Source organism: Nocardia shimofusensis NBRC 100134 (assembly GCF_001613125.1).
Taxonomy (GTDB): domain Bacteria; phylum Actinomycetota; class Actinomycetes; order Mycobacteriales; family Mycobacteriaceae; genus Nocardia; species Nocardia shimofusensis.
The window spans coordinates 44,936-61,723 of the sequence record NZ_BDBT01000020.1 but is presented as its reverse complement, the minus strand read 5'-3'; the positions used below and the strand labels follow the sequence as shown (position 1 = coordinate 61,723).

General features: G+C 70.1%; 18 protein-coding genes. 7 read left to right on the top strand and 11 right to left on the bottom strand.

Annotated features, from left to right (window positions below; genetic code table 11):
- Positions 1-17 precede the first annotated feature (17 nt).
- Together NS3_RS19345 and NS3_RS19340 are read left to right on the top strand one after the other, a co-directional pair.
- Positions 18-878 carry a DUF3109 family protein gene (locus tag NS3_RS19345; protein ID WP_067861654.1) on the top strand — a complete coding sequence of 287 codons (861 nt, stop codon included), beginning with the start codon at positions 18-20 and terminating at the stop codon, positions 876-878.
- A 153-nt stretch (positions 879-1,031) separates the two neighbouring features.
- Positions 1,032-1,364, top strand: a complete 333-nt coding sequence (locus tag NS3_RS19340) for a hypothetical protein (RefSeq protein ID WP_067861651.1) — start codon at positions 1,032-1,034, stop codon at positions 1,362-1,364.
- 114 nt (positions 1,365-1,478) lie between these two features.
- On the opposite strand, the gene NS3_RS19335 is transcribed toward NS3_RS19340, so the two are convergent.
- The 8 genes from NS3_RS19335 to NS3_RS19300 form a co-directional block, all read right to left on the bottom strand.
- A complete protein-coding gene (locus NS3_RS19335) occupies positions 1,479-2,168 on the bottom strand; it encodes a response regulator (protein ID WP_067861648.1) in 690 nt (229 codons plus the stop codon).
- Positions 2,165-3,400 (bottom strand): sensor histidine kinase, encoded by a 1,236-nt coding sequence (locus NS3_RS19330; protein WP_067861645.1) that lies wholly within the window; start codon positions 3,398-3,400, stop codon positions 2,165-2,167. The genes NS3_RS19335 and NS3_RS19330 overlap by 4 nt, the downstream gene beginning before the upstream one ends.
- Before the next feature lie 143 nt (positions 3,401-3,543).
- Positions 3,544-5,598: a CocE/NonD family hydrolase gene (locus tag NS3_RS19325; RefSeq protein WP_067861642.1), complete on the bottom strand. Its 2,055-nt coding sequence runs from the start codon at positions 5,596-5,598 to the stop codon at positions 3,544-3,546.
- A 258-nt stretch (positions 5,599-5,856) separates the two neighbouring features.
- Positions 5,857-6,594 carry a phosphoglyceromutase gene (locus NS3_RS19320; protein ID WP_067861639.1) on the bottom strand — a complete coding sequence of 246 codons (738 nt, stop codon included), beginning with the start codon at positions 6,592-6,594 and terminating at the stop codon, positions 5,857-5,859.
- Between the two features lie 48 nt (positions 6,595-6,642).
- Entirely contained in the window at positions 6,643-7,536 is an 894-nt protein-coding gene (locus NS3_RS19315; RefSeq protein WP_067861636.1) for an ROK family protein, read from the bottom strand.
- Between the two features lie 164 nt (positions 7,537-7,700).
- On the bottom strand, positions 7,701-8,228 hold the full coding sequence (locus NS3_RS19310; RefSeq protein WP_174550492.1) for a type III secretion system chaperone family protein: 528 nt from the start codon (positions 8,226-8,228) through the stop codon (positions 7,701-7,703).
- Positions 8,228-9,580, bottom strand: coding sequence for a D-inositol-3-phosphate glycosyltransferase (gene mshA / locus NS3_RS19305; RefSeq protein ID WP_067861633.1), 1,353 nt, complete (start codon positions 9,578-9,580; stop codon positions 8,228-8,230). Before mshA ends, NS3_RS19310 begins: the two co-directional genes overlap by 1 nt.
- Positions 9,581-9,685: 105 nt before the next feature.
- A complete protein-coding gene (locus NS3_RS19300; protein ID WP_067861629.1) occupies positions 9,686-10,507 on the bottom strand; it encodes an alpha/beta fold hydrolase in 822 nt (273 codons plus the stop codon).
- A gap of 71 nt (positions 10,508-10,578) precedes the next feature.
- On the opposite strand from NS3_RS19300, the gene NS3_RS19295 reads away from it, so the two are divergent.
- Positions 10,579-11,313 (top strand): SDR family NAD(P)-dependent oxidoreductase, encoded by a 735-nt coding sequence (locus tag NS3_RS19295; RefSeq protein WP_067861626.1) that lies wholly within the window; start codon positions 10,579-10,581, stop codon positions 11,311-11,313.
- Between the two features lie 11 nt (positions 11,314-11,324).
- Here the strand turns inward: NS3_RS19295 and NS3_RS19290 are convergent, their stop codons facing one another.
- Entirely contained in the window at positions 11,325-12,482 is a 1,158-nt protein-coding gene (locus NS3_RS19290; RefSeq protein ID WP_067861827.1) for a UDP-N-acetylmuramate dehydrogenase, read from the bottom strand.
- Between the two features lie 43 nt (positions 12,483-12,525).
- Between NS3_RS19290 and NS3_RS19285 the strand changes: the two genes are divergently transcribed.
- Genes NS3_RS19285 through NS3_RS19275 form a run of 3 tightly spaced genes read left to right on the top strand, consistent with a single transcriptional unit; the run spans position 12,526 to position 14,357 of the window.
- Positions 12,526-13,014, top strand: a complete 489-nt coding sequence (locus NS3_RS19285; RefSeq protein WP_067861623.1) for a DUF2505 domain-containing protein — start codon at positions 12,526-12,528, stop codon at positions 13,012-13,014.
- Positions 13,015-13,062: 48 nt separating this feature from the next.
- Complete coding sequence (locus NS3_RS19280) at positions 13,063-13,584, top strand: DUF2505 domain-containing protein (RefSeq protein ID WP_067861620.1); 522 nt, start codon at positions 13,063-13,065, stop codon at positions 13,582-13,584.
- Complete coding sequence (locus NS3_RS19275; RefSeq protein WP_245649696.1) at positions 13,554-14,357, top strand: class I SAM-dependent methyltransferase; 804 nt, start codon at positions 13,554-13,556, stop codon at positions 14,355-14,357. The genes NS3_RS19280 and NS3_RS19275 overlap by 31 nt, the downstream gene beginning before the upstream one ends.
- A gap of 130 nt (positions 14,358-14,487) precedes the next feature.
- Here NS3_RS19275 and NS3_RS19270 read toward each other — a convergent pair whose 3' ends face one another.
- Positions 14,488-15,096 (bottom strand): type IV toxin-antitoxin system AbiEi family antitoxin domain-containing protein, encoded by a 609-nt coding sequence (locus NS3_RS19270; protein WP_067861821.1) that lies wholly within the window; start codon positions 15,094-15,096, stop codon positions 14,488-14,490.
- A 98-nt stretch (positions 15,097-15,194) separates the two neighbouring features.
- Between NS3_RS19270 and NS3_RS19265 the strand changes: the two genes are divergently transcribed.
- Positions 15,195-15,914: an LmeA family phospholipid-binding protein gene (locus NS3_RS19265; protein WP_067861616.1), complete on the top strand. Its 720-nt coding sequence runs from the start codon at positions 15,195-15,197 to the stop codon at positions 15,912-15,914.
- Positions 15,915-15,935: 21 nt separating this feature from the next.
- On the opposite strand, the gene deoC is transcribed toward NS3_RS19265, so the two are convergent.
- Positions 15,936-16,634, bottom strand: coding sequence for a deoxyribose-phosphate aldolase (gene deoC / locus NS3_RS19260; protein ID WP_067861613.1), 699 nt, complete (start codon positions 16,632-16,634; stop codon positions 15,936-15,938).
- Positions 16,635-16,788: the final 154 nt, after the last annotated feature.

The window sequence follows — 16,788 nt, the reverse complement described above, 5'->3', positions numbered from 1 at the left end:
TGTTAGCGTCACAGACCGTGACGGTAGGCGCATCGGCCGACAGCCCGACCCGGCCCCGACCAGCAGACAAGATCACCCCGGCCCCCGAGGTGGATCTGGATTTTCCGCGCGAATGGATCGAATTCCTCGACCCCGCGGACGAAGAACACCTGATCGTCGCGGACCTGACCTGGCTGCTGTCGCGCTGGACGTGTGTCTTCGGCACCCCCGCCTGCCAGGGCATCCTGGCCGATCGCCCCGACGACGGGTGTTGCTCGCACGGCGCTTTCCTCTCCGACAAGGAAGACCAGCAACGTCTGCGCGACGCTGTGAAAATGCTCACACCGCAGGACTGGCAGCTGATGGACCAGGCTCGTGACGACAAGGGCAAGCTCACCAAGAAGGGCTATCTCGAACTCGACGAACTCGACGACGAACCTGCCCTGCGTACCCGCCGCTACGAGGGCGCGTGCGTGTTCCTCAACCGCCCCGGATTCGAAGGCGGGGTCGGCTGCGCGCTGCACACCATTGCGCTGCGCCGCGATCTGCCTCCACACACGGTGAAGCCGGATGTGTGCTGGCAGTTGCCGATCCGACGCACCCAGGAGTGGGTGGACCGGCCCGACGGCGTCCAGATCCTGCGGACCGTCGTCACCGAGTACGACCGGCGCGGCTGGGGCCCCGGCGGCGCGGATCTGGACTGGTACTGCTCGGGATCACCGGACGCGCACGTCGGCACGCGGCCGGTCTGGCAGTCCTACGGCCCCGAGCTCACCGAACTGCTCGGCGCGCCCGCCTACGAGGAACTGGCCAGGCACTGCCGCAGGCGCGAGGGCCTCGGCCTGGTCGCCGTGCACCCGGCCACCGTGCACGCCGCACGCGCGGCCGAACAGTCCTGACCCGCCGCGCGGCGACCCGTCCGGCCGCACGGCGGCCCCGCCCTCCCCCGCGCGTTTCGCTCGGCCCGAGTTCGATGAAGAAGCCCTGAACATCGCGCGTACAACGCGTCCCGCCGAGTGGCAATCCGCCCGGCGTGTGGTTGTCTGTGGGTCATGAGGAAAGCTCTGATCGTCGCGTCGCTCGCCGCGGGCACGGTGCTGGCCGCCGCAGGCGGCGCGCACGCCGAACCCGCCGCCGATCCCACCCGGTACTCGGATGTCACCGCCACCTTCGTCGACGCGCTCGATCCCGCGGCGCTCGAGGCGAAGGCCCAGGGCAAGAACCTCATCATGAGCCCCTACGGTGTCTCCCGGACGATCGCCTGCCGCGGCGACGGCGCCGCGGTGCCGTACTACGACTGCCAGCAGGAAGACGACCTGGGCTGGATCACCCTGCGCCTTACCGATCTGCCGGGCCTCGGCCCCACCTGGTACTACCTGCCCTGACCCGGAACCGGCAGCCTCTCCCCGAGAGCGGCCCCGCCCCTCGAACATCACCACTGAACACCACACGGCCCTCGAATGCTTCCCGCGTTCGGGGGCCGACCGGTTTCCGGGCGCTCAGGCCTCGAGCTTGTAGCCGAGACCGCGCACCGTCACCAGGTGCTCCGGCTTGGCCGGGTCGGCCTCGATCTTCGAGCGCAGGCGCTTGACGTGCACGTCGAGGGTCTTGGTGTCGCCCACGTAGTCCGCGCCCCAGACCCGGTCGATCAGCTGGCCGCGGGTGAGCACCCGGCCGGAGTTGCGCAGCAGGTACTCCAGCAGGTCGAACTCCTTGAGCGGCAGCGTGACCGGGCTGCCGTTGACCAGCACGGTGTGCCGGTCGACATCCATGCGCACCGGGCCCGCCTCCAGCACGCCGCTCTCGCCGTTGCCCTCGAGATCCTCGCCCGCGCCGCGGCGCAGCACCGCGCGGATGCGGGCGATGAGCTCGCGCGCGGAGTACGGCTTGGTGACGTAGTCGTCGGCGCCCAGTTCCAGCCCGACGACTTTGTCGATCTCGCTGTCACGCGCGGTCACCATGATGACCGGCACGCCGCTGCGAGTGCGCAGCTGCTTGCACACGTCCGTGCCGCTCATGCCGGGCAGCATGAGGTCGAGCAGCACGATATCGGCGCCGGAACGGTCGAATTCGGCCAGCGCGGACGGACCGTCACCGGCGACGGTGACCTCGAATCCCTCCTTACGCAGCAGGAACGCGAGCGGGTCGGCCAGCGACTCCTCATCCTCGACGATCAGAACTCTCGTCATCTGCGTGCCTCCACACCATTCGGTCTGCCCGGTCCCTGCGGACGCGGCGCGTTTTCCTTCGTACTCGTCTCGGCGCCGTCGGATTCCTCGTCGAGGCCGGCTTCGAGATGAGCGGGTATGCGCAGGGTGAACGTCGAACCGGTGCCCAACTTGCTCCACAGGGCGATCTCGCCGTTGTGGTTGGCCGCGACGTGCTTGACGATGGCCAGGCCGAGACCCGTGCCGCCGGTCGAGCGCGAGCGCGCCTTGTCGGAGCGGAAGAACCGTTCGAACACTCTTTCCTGGTCTTCTTTGGCGATGCCGATGCCGCGGTCGGTGACCGACATGGCCACATACTGCCCGCGCAGCGCCCGGCTCACCGAGACGTGCGAGCCGCTGGGTGAGTAGGCGATCGCGTTCTCGACCAGATTGGACAGCGCGGTGACCAGCAGCGTCTCGTCGCCGAGCACTTCCAGCCCGCTGGGCCGGTCGGTACTGACGGTGATACCCGCGGCCTCGGCGGCGGTGCGGGAACGATCCACGGCCTGCATGACGACGGTGTCGACATCGACGACCTCGAGCTCGGGCAGCTTCTCCGCGCCCTGCAATCGCGACAGCGCGATCAGCTCGGTGACCATCTTGCCGAGCCTGCGGGATTCGCCGAGCACTCGTTTGCCGAAGTGCCGGACCGCCTCGGGATCGTCGGCCGACTCCAGCATCGCCTCGGCCAGCAGGCTCATCGCTCCGACCGGGGTCTTGAGCTCGTGGCTGACATTGGCGACGAAGTCCCGCCGGGTGGCCTCCATGCGGGCCTGCTCGGAGTCGTCGTCGGCGAACAGGACGGTGAAGCCGGTCTCCTCCTGCGACAGAGGCCGGGCGACGCCGCGCACGGCGATGCGGCTGCGGCCGGGCAGCGGGTTCTTGGCGGTGAGGTCGAACTCCGCGGACTCGCCGGTGGCGAGCACCTTCTCCACCGCCGCCCAGGCGCGCTCGTCGAGCAACCGGTTGCGGACCAGCCCGAGTTCCTCGGCGCGCGGGTTCACCAGCACCACGTCGCGGTAGCGGTCGACGACGGCGATGCCGCTCTCGGAGGCGAGCACGATCAGGTCGAGCACCTGCGACATGGTCAGCCCGGTGTCGACCTGCCTGCGGGCCGCCAGCCGGGCGTTGACATACGGCACGAGCAGCCCACCGACGGCCAGTCCAGCGACAGCCGCGAGGACTGCCAGAACAACGGACTGCGCGACACTCACACTTGAATCGTACGGTCGCCGACGCCGAGGACAACGCCGGGTTCGTGAAGTTCCACGCAGGTCACAGGCGATTTCAGCCGCGTTGGCCGGGTGTTAACGCATTGTTCGCCAGGCGTGTCATGACACGCCTGGCGAACATCCGATCACCAGCCGGGGTTGCCCCGTACCGGGACGTTGACGAAGCTCGGCCGGTTCGGATCCAGCTGCAGATGCTGCGGTTTGAGACCGGTGTCGGCCAGCATCGTCAGGATCGGCAGACCCTTGGGGAAATTGCCCGCGAACACGTCCACGCGCAGCCGGTGTCCCGGCTTCAGCACCGCATGGGTCGCGGGCAGCGCGATGTCGAGGGTGACCGCCTCGCCCGGCGTCACCAGCTTCCGGTTCTCCAGCGAGGCGACCGGCCGCGGATCGGTGTAGTCGCCGTTGGCCGAGCGGCTGCTGCGCGATTCGTCGATCTCGCTCAGCGAGGCCGCCAGCTGCCCCGAGGACAACACCGTGGAGCGACCGTCCGGGGCGACGTCGTTGATCGTCACCGACCAGTAGCCGTCGACCGCGTCGTGCACGGTGTTCAGCCGGATCGCCACCGGACCGGAGATCTCCGTCGCCTCCGCCACCGGCGCGCTGGTGAAGGTCAGCCCGTTGGTCTCGTGGATGCGCGCGTCCGCGCCGCAGGCGTCGATCGCGGCGAGCACGCCCGCCGTGGCCTGTCCGGCGTCGTTGGAGCACAGGCCGGTGAGACCCGGAGCGACGGTGAGCCGCTGGGTGCTGCCGTCCTCGCTCGCCAGCAGCGAGCCGTCGTACACGCTGTGCGCGGTGCCGCTCGGCGTGCCCGACAGGTACATCCGCCGGTGCTCGGCGGCCTCCTGGACGGGCGCGGAGTCACCGAAGCCCGCGCGGGTGATCCAGCCGCCACCCTGCTCGCGCAGCGTCACCGGGCCGTAGCGATCGATGCCGTTGTCGATGTCCTTGAGCCAGCGGTCGAACCACGCGCGCTGCAGCACGTCCAGCCGCGGCGGCAGGCCGGGCTTGCCCGACTCGGCGCCGGAGTTCAGGTGGTAGGTGTTGCCCATCAGCAATTGCTTCTGGCCGGGCGCGACCGCGATCTGGTTGTAGATCTGGGACTGCGAGTAGGTGAACAGATCGTGCCAGCCGCCGACCACGAAGGTCGGGATGGTGATCCGGCTCGGATCGCCCAGCCACGCGGCGCGTTCGGGGCTGTCGGCCGAGAGCAGGCTGCGCACCCGCGGGTCCAGATCCTCGACGCGGGTCTGGCTGTAGGCGTTGAGGAACACGTCCATGTAGGTCAGCGGCGAGTCCATCCGGTCGGTCAGCCACTGCTGATCGAAATTGCCGGTGACCAGCGACTGCACGTCCGGAATCCACTTGAGCGAGTTGATCGCGGTCAGCCACAGCGGGATGAAGTTCATGCCGAAGCCGCCGCCGGGGGCGAGCACGTCGTTGATCAGATCACTGCCCGGCACGATCGGGAAGATGGCCTGCAGCGCGGGCGGCGCCTTCTCCGCGGCCTGCACCTGATTGATCGCGGAATAGGAGATGCCGGACATGCCGACGCGCCCGTTGGACCACGGCTGGCGGGAGGCCCAGTCGATCACCTCGACGGTGTCGCGCTGCTCGCGGTCGCGCAGCATGTCCCACTCGCCCTGGGAGAACCCGGTGCCGCGCACGTCGACCACCAGCTGCGTGTAGCCGCTGCGCACCAGGCTGCGATCCACCGAGAAGTTGCGCAGCGCACCGCCGCCGAGCGCCTTGGTGAGATCGGTGACGCCCGACAGCGGTGTGCCGGTCATGTCGATCTCGCGGGCGAGGCCGATCATCGCGTCGGACAGGCCGGGCACCTCGCTCGCGTGGTCGGCGAGGTTGGAGACCAGCTTGGTGTAGGGGGTCATGTTGACCACCGTGGGCGCGGCGATCGGGGCGGGAAGGCCGAAAACGTCTGCCGGACGGTAGAGATTCGCTTTGAGCACCGTGCCGTCACTCATGGTGATCGGCACATCCCAGGTGATATGGATGTTCGGGTAGGTCTGCGGGCCGTCGTGGGTGGCCGCCCATGCCTGCCCGGCGGCGCCGCCGTCGGGACCTGTCGGCAACGGCCCGGCCGTCGCACCGCCCGCACCGAGGAACGGCAGGATCAGCGCGGCCGCCATACCGGCCACCGTGATCCGGAACGCTTTTCTCATCGCCTGTGGTCCACCTCTCCGCTGAAATGGGACGGCGGAATTCTCCCACACTTACCGTGGAGTAAGAACCATGGACGACCGACAGTGTGGACGAGTCGAGCCTTGTGAACAGTCACGATCCGCTGTTCACCCGCTCGGGCAAATGCCCGGCGTGACAATGCGACCCGGTCCGCAGTGCCGAAAAAGGCCCGGCCGTCACCCGGCCGGGCCTTTCGGAACGAATCACTCACTCTGCGACGCGAAAGCGTCGAACGGGGATTACCTGCCGCCTTGACCTGCGACCGCGGCCGCACCCGCGGCGGCGGCCTCCGGATCCAGGTATTCCCTGGCGCGCACCGGGCGCAGGTTCTCGTCGAGCTCGTAGCGCAGCGGGATGCCGGTCGGAATGTTCAGCCCGGCGATCTCTTCGTCGGAGATCTGGTCCAGATGCTTGACCAGCGCGCGCAGCGAATTGCCGTGGGCGGCGACCAGCACCGTCTTGCCCGCCAGCAGTTCCTTGGAGATGGTGGACTCCCAGTAGGGCACCATCCGGTTCACCACGTCGAGCAGGCACTCGGTCTCGGGGATCTCGATACCGGCGTAGCGCGGGTCGCCCGCCTGGCTGTATTCGTTGTCGGCCTCGATGGCCGGCGGCGGGGTGTCGTAGCTGCGACGCCACAGCATGAACTGTTCATCGCCGTACTTGTCCCGGATCTGGGCCTTGTTCTTGCCCTGCAGTTCGCCGTAGTGGCGCTCGTTGAGCCGCCAGTCGCGGACCACCGGGATCCAGTGCCGGTCGGCCGCGTCCAGAGCGATGTTCGCGGTGGAGATGGCGCGGCGCAGCAGCGAGGTGAAGACGATGTCGGGCGCGATGCCGTGCTCGGCGAGCAGTTCACCGGCGCGCTTGCCCTCGGCGATGCCCTTGTCGGTGAGGTGCACGTCCACCCAGCCGGTGAACAGGTTCAGGGCGTTCCATTCGCTCTCGCCGTGGCGCAGCAACACGAGGGTGTACGTCATGGCCCGTAGTCTAACGACGCGCCGGGGGCGATCCCGGTGGCGGTCTCCTCACGCCGACGCGCCGAGCGCGGTCAGCAGACCTGCCCCGACCAGCGTCGCGTTCTCCCCGAGCTCGCTGGGCACCACCCGCAGATCGCCGAGGAACTGGATGCGCGCGTGCGCGCCGAGCGCCTCCTGCAAGGGCCGCCACAACGGTTCGCCTGCCTGGGCGAACCCGCCGCCGACCACCACCAGATCCACGTCGAGCAGCGCCGCGGCCGACGAGATGACCTGTCCCAGTGCGATACCCGCGCGCCGCAGCGCCGCCTTCGCGATCCGATCGCCTGCCTCGGCGGCGGCCGCGAGTTCCACTCCGGTGGCGCCCTCCCAGCCGCGCTCGCGAGCCCAGCGCACCGCGGACGGACCGCTGGCCACCGCCTCCACGCAACCGACACCCCCGCACGCGCACGGATCGGTGGAGCCGGGCACGATCATGTGGCCGATATGCCCGGCGTTGCCGGTGTGCCCGACCGCGACCATGCCGCCGACGATGATCCCGCCGCCGATTCCCGAGGAGACCGTCATGGCCAGCGCGTCCGGGGTCTGGCGGGCCGCGCCGAAATGCCGCTCCGCCAACGCCAGACAGACGCCGTCGACCGCCATTCGCACCGTCGCGCCGGGGAAGAGCTCGCGCACCGCGTCCACCAGCGCGAAGCCGTCGCGCCATTCGGGGATGTTGAGCGGCTCGACCACTCCCACGGTCGCGTCCACCGGCCCGCACGCGCCGATCCCGACGATCGAGACGGTGTGGCCGTTGGCCGCGGCGAGCAGCAGTCCGCGCACGGCGTCCCAGACTCCGCTGGGCGGCACGGTGATTCGCCCCACCTCGTGGGTGACTCCGTCGGCCCCCACCAGTCCGACGGCGATCTTGGTGGCGCCTATGTCGAGTGCCAGAACAGTCATCAGCCGAACCCCCGGTTCCCCAGGCGTGCACACCGGATCGCCGCGCGGGGCGGCGTCGGCGTGCGCGCATGCTTGTCTCGCGCGGTAACGCTACGTGGTTGCCGCCGCGCGACCGGCGTCAGGTACCGGTGCCGGAGGCTGTCGGGTACCGGTACCGGAGGCTGTCAGGAATCGCCGCCGGAGCCGTCCTCGCCGGTGTTCACCAGGTGTTCGAAAGGCTGCAGATTCTTCAGCGACTCACCGCGCGACACCCGCCACTTCCATTCCCGGCGAATCGATTCCGCGAAGCCCAGCTCCAGCAGCGTGTTGAAGTCGGCGTCGACCGCCTCGAGCACCTGACCGAAGACGCGGTCCAGCTCGTCGGGGGTGATCGCGTGCGAGGCCAGCCTGCCGACCAGGTAGATGTCGCCGACCCGGTCCAGGGTGTAGGACACCGCGTAGAGCCTGCGATTACGTCGCAGCAGGAACTTGTAGACGCCCTCGAAGTTCTCGTCCGGCTTACGGCAGACGAAGGCCTCGACACGCACACCGTGCTTGCCGACGTTGAGCATCACGGTGGTCTTCAGCTTGCGCTCACCGGGCAACACCACGACGAAGACGTCGTCGGCCGGACGGGTGTATTCGATCTCGCGCTCGCGCAGCGTCTCGTCGATGATCGCCGTGGTCTCGGCGATCCCACCGGTCACGCTCATCAGGACACTCCCACCCGGCGTCGTCGCGACGCCCGCGATCTGGTCTGGGACGGCGTGCTCCGGCCCGGACCGGAACGCGCGCCGTGGAAATCGTGCAGTGCGGCGGAATAGCTGTCCAGCAGCCCCTGCGCGGTGTGCGCCCAGGAGAAGCCGGTGGCGTGCTCGACGGCGCGCTCACCCATCACGCGCAGCCGCTCCGGATCGTCGAGCAGCGCGCCGAGGGCGTCGGCCCAGTCCGGAATGCGATGCCCGCGCACCAGCAGGCCGGTCACCCCGTCGACCACGGCGGTGCCGAGCCCGCCCACCTCGGCGGCCAGCACCGGGGTGCCGCTGGCCTGCGCCTCGAGGGCGACCAGGCCGAAGGATTCGTTGTAACTGGGCACCGCGACCAGATCGGCGGCGCGATAGACCCGCACCAGCTTCTCCGGCGGCTGCGGCGGCAAGAAGGTGACTCGATCGCTGATGCCGAGCTCGGCGGCCAGTTCGATCAGCGCGTCGGGGCGTTGCAGGCCCGAGCCGGACGGGCCGCCGACGATGAGCACGCGCAGCGCACGCTCCGGCGCCCCGCGTTCGGCATCGCGGCGCAACACCTCGGCGGCGGCGCGCACCAGCACGTCGGGCGCCTTCAGCGGCTGGATGCGGCCGACGAACGCGACGATCCGCTCGTGCGGGGACAGGCCGAACTCGGCACGCGCGGCGGCACGGTCGCCGGGGTGGTAGAGGCTCAGGTCGGCGCCCGGCGGCACCACGTGGATCCGCTGGTCCTCGGCGCCGTACAACTCGACGAGCTGACGCGCTTCCTCGGCGGTGTTGGCGACCATCCGGTCGGCCTCGGCGATGATCTGCTTCTCGCCGATCTCGCGGGCCAGCGGTTCGGGGACATCCCCCTCGGCGAGCGCGGCGTTCTTCACCGCGGCCAGGGTGTGCGCGGTGTGTACCAGCGGTACCCGCCAGCGGTCCCTGGTCAGCCAGCCGACCTGGCCGGACAGCCAGTAGTGCGAGTGCACGAGATCATAGTAGCCGGGAAGTTGCCGAGCTTCCTGCCGCAGCACCTCCGCGGTGAACGGGCACAGCTGGGTGGGCAGGTCGTGCTTGTCCAGCCCCTCGAAGGGACCGGCCACCACATTGCGCACCAGCACGCCGGGCGCGGCCTCCTGCACCGGCGGGACGTGCGAGGACGTGGCCCGGGTGAAGATCTCCACCTCGGTGCCTCGCTGCGCCAATTCGACAGCCGTACGCAGCACATACACATTCATCCCGCCGGCGTCTCCGGTGCCGGGCTGGGCAAGCGGGGAGGTGTGCACAGACAGTACGGCGATGCGGTTCGGCCGACGGTCCACACGATGACTCACGCCGTCCAGTGTGCACGCATCCTCCGGCAGCCGGACGGCTGGTCTCCGCCGAGTGACCCCTATCACCTCAGGTGCCCGTCCGGGTCCGTCACGGACGGACTTCCGTCACCCGATGTCGTCGGCGAACTGCCCGACTTCGGCGACGAACCGCTCCGGGTCCTCGATGAACAGTCCGTGTTGTGCGCCCTCCCAATACGAGCCGCGCGCCTTCGGGGCCGTCTCGGCGATGAATCGGCCGTTGGCGATCGGCACCACCGGGTCGGCGGTGCCGTGCAGCACGAGCACCGGAACGTCCAGCTTGCGCAGGGTCTCGGTGTTGTCGGAGGTCCGGTAGAACAGCGCCTTGCGCACGGCGGGCGGGGTGGCCAGGCTCATGCCGAACAGGCGCTGGGCGTCGACGCCCTTGTCGCGACGGTCGCCGGTGTTGGCGTTGCCGAAGGCCATGAAGCCGCGCATCGCCTTGCCCGGGCTCTCCTCGAACACCCCGGCCATCGCCTGCGTCAGCGCCGTGCCGACCTCGGCGCCGGGCACCCGGCCGATATTGGCCATCGACCCGACGTAGACCACGCCGCCGACCGCGCCGGTGCCGTACGCGGTGAGGTAGTCGCTGATCACGATGCCGCCGTAGGACCAGCCAAGCAGGATCGCGTCCTCGGTCACGTTCTCGGCGGCCAGCACGGCGGCGAGATCGGCGGCCCAGTTGGCCGGATCGTCGTAGCCTGCGGCAGGGGCGTCGGAGTAGCCGTGGCCGCGCAGATCGAGCGCGATCACCCGGAACCGCTGCGCCAGCTGCTCGGCGGCCTCGCCCCAACAGGTCAGATTGGCCGACCATCCGTGCACGAGCACCAGCGGCCTGGCCCCTTCCGGTCCGCTGACCCGATAGACGATCCTGGTGCCATCCGCGCTGACCGCGTCCCGTGTAGCCATACCCGCATGCTAGGTGCCGGTCACGCACCGCGCGCCGGGTGGCCCGCAGCACCGGCCTAGGATCGAGGCTCATGAGCACTCGCACCGCGGTCGTCACGGGAGCAAGTTCGGGCATCGGGGAGGCCACCGCGCGCCACCTCGCGAGCCAGGGCTGTCACGTCTACATCGGCGCCCGCCGGATCGACCGGTTGCGCAAGCTGGCCGACGAGATCGGCGGCACCGCACTCGAACTCGACGTCACCTCCGAGGATTCGGTGCGCGCCTTCACCGACGCGATTCCCCGCGTCGACGTGCTGGTCAACAACGCCGGTGGCGCGAAGGGCCTGGCGCCGGTCGCCGAGGCCGATCTCGACGACTGGCGCTGGATGTGGGAGACCAACGTGCTCGGCACGCTGCGCGTCACCAAGGCGCTGCTACCGAAGCTGATCGACTCCGGCGACGGCCTGATCGTCACCATCACCTCGGTCGCCGCCTTCCACGCCTACGACAACGGCTCCGGCTACACCTCGGCCAAGCACGCCCAGGCTGTGTTGCACCGCACCCTGCGCGGCGAGCTGCTCGGCAAGCCGGTCCGGCTCACCGAGATCGCGCCCGGCGCGGTGGAGACCGAGTTCTCCCTGGTGCGCTTCGACGGCGATCAGGAACGCGCCGACCAGGTCTACGCGGGCATCGACCCGCTGGTGGCCCAGGACATCGCCGAGATCGTCGGTTTCGTGGCCTCGCGACCGCCGCACGTCAACCTCGACCAGATCATCGTCGCGCCGCGCGACCAGGCGGCTCCGGGCCGCTTCGCCCGCCGCGGCTGAACCGGGGCGGTCTACAGCCGCAGGCCCACCGTGACCGGTTCCGGCTCGAGCACGATGCCGAAGCGCTCGGCGACGCCGTCGCGGACGGTGCGGGCCAGTTCCACGATGTCGGCCGCGCGAGCCTCGCCCCGGTTGGTCAGGGCCAGCGTGTGTTTCGTGGACAGCCGGGCGGGCGCGTCCTCGCCGGGGAAGCCCTTGCCGAAACCGGCCCGCTCGATCAGCCAGCCCGCCGAGAACTTCACGCCGTCGGGCGCGGGATAGGTGGGGATCGTGATCTCGCCCAACCGGGCGACGATCGCCTCGCGCACCGGTTCGACCCTGGCCTGCGGCACCACCGGGTTGGTGAAGAACGAGCCCGCGCTCCAGGTGTCGTGGTCGGCCGGGTCGAGCACCATGCCCTTGCCCGCGCGCAGTCGCAGCACGGCGGCGCGCACGTCGGCGGCCGGGCGGCGCTCGCCCTCGGCGGCGTCCAGCGCGCCCGCGAGTTCGCGGTAGCGCAGCGGCGCGCTCAGCCCGTCGGCGCGCAGCGCGAATTCGACGGCGAGCACCAGGGCGGCGTCGCTGTGCTTGAGCACGCTGGTGCGGTAGCCGAAGCCGAGTTCGGCGGGTTCGGCCCAGCGGATCTCGCCGCTCGCCCGGTCGAGCAGCCGGACCCGGCGCAGCTGATCGGCGACCTCCACGCCGTAGGCGCCCACGTTCTGCACCGGCGTCGCGCCCGCGGAACCCGGGATGCCGGAAAGGCATTCGAGCCCGCCGAAGCCGGCGGCGACCGTCGCGGCGACCACCCCGTCCCAGTCCGCGCCGGCCTCCGCGATCACGCGTGCCGCGCCCGTCTCGACGGACACGCTGTCGGCGCCGGGATCGGCCACTGTCGCCGCGACCGCGTCCTCGGGCCGGGCGATCTCCACGCCGGTGGTGGCCACCCGCACGACCACGCCGTCGAAGCCCTCGTCGCAGATCAGCAGATTGGACCCGCCCGCGATCAGCAGCACCGGCACTCCGGCGGCATCCAGCGTCCGCACGGTGGCCACCAGCGCGTCGGTGCTCGCGCATTCGGCGAGCACCGACGGACCGCCGACGCGCAGGGTGGTCAGCTCCGCCAGCCGGACCCCCTCGCGCACCACCGCGCCCGTTCCGGCCAGCAGGTCGCGGACCGCATCGCCCGACACCACAGGTGAGATTCGCACGCCCCAGACGGTAGCGTGTCGACCCATGGCAACACCCTTGGCGTACACGGCCGCCTACTCCCATTCCGTTTCGGCCGTCCGCGCGGCATTCTCCGACGAGCAGTACTGGAAGGACCGCATCGCCGAGGTCGGCGGTCCGCACGCGCGTCTGGAGTCGGTCACCGCCCAGGGCGGCGACACCGTCCATATCCGCATGGTGGAGGTCATCGCCGCCGAGCTGCTGCCGCCCGCCATCACCGCCGTGCGCCCCGGCGACCTGGTCATTCCCCGCGTCGAGACCTGGAACGGCCTGTCGGGGACCTTCGACGCCACCGTCGAGGGCGCGCCCGCCAAGATGTCGGGCACCATCGTTCTCAGTGGGGACGACAAGGCCGCCACCACCGTGGTCGACGGCTCCATCGAGGTGAAGGTTCCGCTGTTCGGCGGCAAGATCGAGGCCGCGATCAGGGAGCGTCTGGTCGAGCTCCTGCGTGCGGAGGAAGAGTTCACCAACACGTGGCTGTCGGGTCGCTGACCGGCCCCGCGACCACCGATCGGGTCGCCGCCTTCTAACGTAGGCAGCATGGCACGTCGTCTGGACTACTCGGCTCGCTATCCGTTGCACACCCCCGCGGACCTGTGGGAAGCGTTGTCCTCCCGTGACTACTGGGAGGCGCGGATGGAGAGGATGCGCGAGCTGACGCCCGGCAACGACGTGCACAGCCTCGAGGTCACCCATTCCGGTATCGAGATCGTGCTGCACCACATCCTGCCGCGGGAGATGCTGCCGGAGATCGCGCAGACGGTGATCCGCAAGGACATGGTCATCACCCGCAAGGAGAGCTGGAGCCGGTTCGATCACGAGGAGACCGAGGGCCGGTTCTCCGCGTCCATCCCCGGTGGCCCGGGAACCCTGCGCGGCGACATCACGCTGTTCCCCACCGACACCGGCTGCACCATGCGGTTCTCCTCCGAGGCGAAGGTGTTCATCCCGATGGTGGGCCCGCGCCTGGAGCAACTGATGCTGGTCAACCTGGTCGATCTGTTCCGCGGTGAGGCGGAGGAAACCGTGAAGTGGCTGGAAGAGCGCAAGCCGACCAGCTGAGCACCCGCCCGATCGGCACCATCACCCGCGGCACCACCGGGGTGAATCGGCTGCGTCGCAGCGACCGGTGGCTGGTGCACGACGAGCTGGTGCGGACCAGGCTGCGCGAGGCCCCCGATCCACTGGTGGTGGATCTCGGCTACGGCGCGAGCCCGTGGACCACGCTGGAACTGGCGACCCGGTTGCGCGCCGCCCGTCCGGACGTGCGGGTGGTCGGCCTGGAGATCGATCCGGCCCGGGTGGTCCCCGGCCGCGACGGCGTGGTGTTCGCGCGCGGCGGTTTCGAATTGGCCGGTCTGCAACCGGTGCTGGTGCGCGCGTTCAATGTGCTGCGCCAGTACCAGGAGGCCGAGGTGGCGGGCGCGTGGGCGAGGATCACGGACAACCTCGCCCCGGACGGACTGCTCGTCGACGGCACCTGCGACGAGCTGGGCCGGCGGTGCGCATGGGTGTTGCTCGACCGCGCCGGCCCGGTCTCGCTGACGCTGGCCTGGGATCCGTTCACCGTCGAGACGCCCTCGGATCTGGCCGAACGCCTGCCGAAGGTGCTCATCCACCGCAATGTGCCCGGCGAAAAGGTGCACGCTTTGCTGGCCGCGGCCGATCGGGCGTGGGCGCACGCGGCGGCGATGGCCCCGTTCGGTCCGCGGGTGCGCTGGCGGGCGGCCGCGCGGCTGATGCGTGAGCAGGGTTTCCCGGTTCGCGAATACCGCAGGCGGATGCGCGACAACGTGCTCTCCGTGCCGTGGTCCGCGGTTGCTCCCGCCGCCTGATCACGGCCCGCGTCCCCCGACCACACGCGGTCCGTCGTCGTGATGCTGTCCGGAGGATGCAGGGTGGAGCATGGCGCGGGCTCGGGCCGCGAACCCGGCGACGCGGGGCCTCTCACACGGCGTCGAGCGCTCACACGGCGTCGAGCGCGCGGTGTACTCGCACGGCGCTGCGCTGCGGGAGTCCGGCGACGACGGTGGCGATCTCGGCGGGCCTGCACCGGCCGATGGTCACCGCGTCGCGCACCACCTCGTCGAGCGCGGCCTGGGCGATGTCCGTCTCGGCCAGATCGGTGATGGTCCGCACCGGCGTGGTGACCAGGAACGGCCCGGCCGATTCCACATCCGCCCCGGCCAGCGTGCGACGCAGCACCACCAGATGCGAGGTCACCGGCGGACGTCCCGCGCCGACCGACAGATGCAGGAAGCGTGGGCGCAACCGCCCGAGGCCGTGCAGATCGGCGGCGCTGTGATGGGAGACCGCGACCGCGCCGTCGAACCAGGCCGACCACATCGCGAATTCGTCGAGCGGCCCGTCCGGCCATTCACTCAGCCGCAGGATGCCGATCCCGGCCCGGCGGACCGTGCCCGCGGCCAGCGCGTCGCGGACCCGCGCCTCACACCCGGTGCGCAGCACCTGACGGGTGGTGAAGTACCCGGCATGCCTACCCGCGAGTCGCCGCAGGACACGCCACGGTCGGTCGACGGATTCGGGTGCGCGACCCGCCGCTTCGCCAGCCATGATCACAGGCTACGCCGCGATCCTGTGTCTGATGTCACATTCGGGTCCCTCAATGCCATCACAGAGCCCGCACAGAAATGTGCGGAAGAATCGTCGGCATGACTACGAAGCCCCCCGTCACCGCGCGGGTCAGCAGGCGCACATTGGTGATCGCCCTGGCCGTGGTGGCCACGCTGCTGGTCACGGCCCTGGTCGCCGCCGAGGTGTACATACGAGACCGCGTCTCCTCCTGCATCAGCGACCAGTTCGAGCAGCAGATGGGCTCGACGATCGATGTCGACTTCGGCGCCAAGCCGCTGTTGATCACCTGGGTCGACGGCAAGGTCTCCTCGGTGACCATCGACAGCGAGGGCGACAAGTTCGGTCCCGCCGTCGGCATGGACGTGCACGCCACGTTCGAGGATCTGGAGATGAACGAGGACGGCAGCGGTACGGTCGGCAGTTCCTCGGCCGAGGTCACCTGGAGCGAGGAGGGTATCGCCGAGACCCTCGGCGGCCTGGTCAGCGGCGTGGACTCGTCGGCTTCCAGCGACACGATCACCCTGGACGTGCTCGGCGGATTGGCTCAGCTCGAGGTCCGTCCGCAGGTGATCGACGGCGCGGTCGACGTGCAGACCATGTCCGCCGAACTGCTCGGCATCGGCCTGCCCACCGATCTGGTGGCCGGCATCGTGGATGTGTTCACCCAGAGCCTGCAGAGCTATCCGATGGGCTTGAAGGCCACCGACATCGAGGTCACCGACAACGGCATCGATGTCACCCTGGCGGGCGGGCGCACCGAGTTGGAGAGCACCGGCCAGGGCGACGTCCGCTGCTGAGGCTCGGGCCGCGAGACCCGCTCAGTCGCCGGAACCGTCCACGCCGGAACCTTGCACGCCGAAACCTTCCAGAACAGCACGTGATTTGGACAGCCCGAGGCGCGTCGCCCCCGCCGCGAGCAGTTCGGCGGCCGCCTCGGCGGTGCGGATGCCGCCACTGGCCTTGATGCCCAGGCGTCCGCCGACGGTCTCGGCCATCAGGCGCACCGCGTGCACGCTCGCTCCACCGGCGGGATGGAACCCTGTCGAGGTCTTCACGAAGTCGGCGCCCGCGCGCTCGGCGGCCCGGCAGACCTCGACGATCGCCTCGTCCGGCAACGCCGCGGACTCGATGATCACCTTGAGCACCGCCCGATCGGCGATCGCCTCGCGCACGGTCAGGATGTCGGCGAGCACCGCGTCGTACTCACCCGCCACCGCCGCGCCGACGTCGATGACCATGTCCACCTCGGCGGCCCCCTGATCGACCGCGAGCCTGGCCTCGGCGCCCTTCACCAGCGAGTGGTGCTTGCCGGAGGGGAACCCCGCGACGGTCGCCACCGCCAGACCCGGCGCCCGCACCGGCAGCATCGACGGCGACACGCAGATCGCGTACACCCCGAGTTCCCTGGCCTCGGCCACCAGCGCGGCCACGTCGGCATCGGTGGCCTCCGGCGCGAGCAGCGTGTGATCGATGCGGTCGGCCACCTCGGCCCTGGTCCACGACGGGTTTTCCGGCATGCGGCGCAGTCTGGCACACACCGGCCGCGCCACCGCCGCGGAGGCAGGGAAATGGCGTTGCCAGGTCGGCGGTGCGTCCAGCAGACTTGAAAACAGACAGGTCGGCGGATCGTGTGCACGGCCCATCACGGCTCATCACGGCTCATCACGTCCC